This is a genomic window from Streptomyces silaceus, from assembly GCF_001419745.1.
Lineage (GTDB): Bacteria > Actinomycetota > Actinomycetes > Streptomycetales > Streptomycetaceae > Streptomyces > Streptomyces silaceus.
In genome coordinates, this window is record NZ_LIRJ01000636.1 from 1 (window position 1) to 2,713 (window position 2,713).

A 2,713-nucleotide genomic window follows, 5' to 3' on the forward strand; every position below is an offset into this window, starting at 1 on the left:
ACATCTTCATTGGGCTTCTAGTGCGCGTCGCGTTCGGCCGCGGCGTGCCACCACGCGGGCGGGGAGGGGCCGGTGACGGTCGCGGTGGGCTGGTCGGGGTGGAGGCCGAGCCTGCGCAGCGCGTCGGCCTCCACGCGGATGTCGAACCAACCGCGCCAGTGGCCGTCCGCGCCGATGCCGCACGCCAGACTCCAGCGGACCTCGTCCCGGCCGAACGGCATCCAGTCGATGCCGCGGTCGCGCAGCCACGCACGGGCAGCCGCCAACGGCGGTGGGCATCCCGGCAGGTTCTCGTAGGCGGCGATGGAGACCCACTCGGAGTTCGGTGAGTGCATGACAGCCATGATGCCCGCGCCGTGGGACGCCCGTCGGATCTGAGCCGACGGGCTGATGACCTTTCACCGTCCGGGCGGAGAAGGGGAGTTGACGATTCTCATTGCTCGGGCGGCGGTGCGAACCGGGCGACGTACGCGTCGAAGGGCTCGATGCCGACCTCCGCCCGCAGTTCGTCCATCCGCTGCGGGTCCTCGCAGGGCCACGGCAGCGGCGCCCCGTCCCGTACGCCCGCGATCTGCGTGCCGTAGATCTGCTCGCGGCCTTCGTTGACCCGTGTACGGTCGCGCAGGAACGCCAACTCCCGTGCACTTGACGCGCCTTGCGTCACCTCCTGCTCCAGCAGGCGCAGCGCGCGCCGCTGTACGTCGAGCTGTCGGTCCGCGTGCTGCGCGATCAGCCAGGCCGCGCTGGCGGCCTCCTCGCCGACCAGCTCGGCCGTCGGCCAGCCGTGGTCGGTCATGATCTCGTCGAGCCGGTCGCCGTGCCGCGCGGTGAGCCGCCGCCAGGCCAACTGCTCGGCGGGATCGTCGCTGTTCGCGTGGACCGCGGCACGGTGGTCGGCCGCTGCCATGCCCTTGAGCTCTTCGGCCAGTGCGGCAACGTCGTTCGCCACTGTCAACTCCCTTGTTCGGGTGGTGCGTTCGTCACTGTCTGGTACGCCTGCAACCCTAGGCGCGCGGATTGCGCACAAGATCATTCTTGAGAACGGTGACAGAAGCCTCCGTGAACCTGGAGAATGGATCTACACCCGGGGCGAGAAGAGCAGGCGCGAAGTGACGGCCGTCTCCGTCCGGTTCTGCTCGGTTCAGGAGGCAGGGGACGCCGCCGCGCGGCGGGAGTCCGCGATATTCATGTCGATGAACCGGGCGAGGGTCAGCGAGTCGTCGGGGTTGTCGGCCTGGAAGGAGATGCGCCGGAGCAGGCTGACCGCGTTCAGCGCGACGCCCTCGCGGGCGAGCACGAAGACGAGGGCGAGGAAGGCGGAGCGGGCGTTGCCGTCGTCGAAGGGGTGGAAGAAGCAGACGTCGAGATATGCGCGTGCGGCGCGCGCGGTCAGCGGGAGGGGCCGCTCGCCCTCCCTCGCGCTCTCGGCCAGGCAGGCGTCGAGGCGGGCCCGGGTCGTCGCGTCGATGCCGTAGCGCTCGCGCCCTCCTTTGGCGAACGCCGGCAGCTCGCGGAAGCGAGGCGGCCGAGCCGTCCCGAGCACGTGCTGCTGCCAGGTGCGGAGGAGCTCGAAGTCGAGCGGTGCGCCGCGCGCGGCATCGGCCCTGAGCAGTTCCAGCGCGGCGAGCAGCCCTTCCCCGCGGGCGGGGTCCAGGGCGGCGTCGAAGTGGCGGAAGTCGTCGGCCGCGCCGTCGGTCGACGGGACGACCGGTGCGGGGGTGCCGTCGTCCGTGCGGTCGCCCGGAGCCTCGTGCCACGGCGTGGCTTCGCGTACGGCCAGCCAGCTCTGGAGATGGTCGGGAGCGGCGGCACCGGACGGCCCGGGGTCCCGCTCACCCGCGCCGTCATCCGGCCGCAGTGACTGCGCGAGCCGCTCCGCGACGTCGCCGATGAGCGCCGTGTCGGGGCCCGTCCAGCTGTGGAACCGTCCGCCGATCGCCTCGTCGACCAGGTCCTCCGCGACGTCGGGCGCGACGCCCCACCGGCTGAGGAACCAGGTCAGCACCTGGCGGCAGTGGCCGTGCCAGCCGCTGCCGCAGCCCGTGCGGTCGGTGACCTGAAGGATGAGGTTGCGGGCGCAGCTCTCCCAGAGGATCCGCTGGTCCTCAATGTCGGCCAGGTCGAACGGGTATGCCTCGAACCGCCCGGCGAGCGACTCCAGCCACGCGCGCCACTCGCACAACGCGGCCACGACACGAGGCAGTGTCTCCTCGGGGGTGGTGATCGAGTCACGCGGGCAGCACCAGTGCCCGACCGGCCCGCCGTCGTAGTCCCCTTCGTCGTGTGACCAGCGCCAGCCCATGGTCCAGCGGCCGTAGTGCTCGACGAGGGCGGTCGACATGGCGTCGGCCCACTGTTCGGCCTCGCGACGGCTCCAGCGGCTCATCGCCACGTCCGCGAACGGGAGGTCGGGCCGCCGCGGCACGCACCGGGCAGGACCCAGTCCGTACACGACCTCGCGCGCGGACCCGCTGTCGAAGGGGTGGCGCGCGGGATCGACGTCGTCCCAGGTCAGGATGCGGGGTGTCCATTCGAACTGCACCGCGCAAGCCTGCCCGTCCGCTGACGGCCGTTCAAGCGGATTTCGACCGGGGCCCGCCCGGTGGTACGGCCACTCCGGTCCGCCGACGGTCGCGTACGGGTGTCATGCCGAGTAACCAGGTCAGTTCGTCGACGGAGATGCCGACCTCGGCCGCGACCGTGGCGGGCCGGA

At 71.7% G+C, this 2,713-nt stretch carries 3 protein-coding genes; all 3 read right to left on the reverse strand.

Annotation, left to right across the window (positions count from 1 at the left end):
* Positions 1-17 precede the first annotated feature (17 nt).
* The 3 genes from AOK22_RS38065 to AOK22_RS38075 all read right to left on the reverse strand — a co-directional run bounded on the left by AOK22_RS38065 (position 18) and on the right by AOK22_RS38075 (position 2,542).
* The gene (locus tag AOK22_RS38065) at positions 18-221 is read right to left on the reverse strand and encodes a hypothetical protein (RefSeq protein WP_055703215.1); all 204 of its coding nucleotides are present in this window, start codon (positions 219-221) and stop codon (positions 18-20) included.
* A 212-nt stretch (positions 222-433) separates the two neighbouring features.
* On the reverse strand, positions 434-949 hold the full coding sequence (locus AOK22_RS38070; protein WP_055703213.1) for a DUF6624 domain-containing protein: 516 nt from the start codon (positions 947-949) through the stop codon (positions 434-436).
* 192 nt (positions 950-1,141) lie between these two features.
* A complete protein-coding gene (locus AOK22_RS38075) occupies positions 1,142-2,542 on the reverse strand; it encodes a Fic family protein (protein WP_055703214.1) in 1,401 nt (466 codons plus the stop codon).
* Positions 2,543-2,713: the final 171 nt, after the last annotated feature.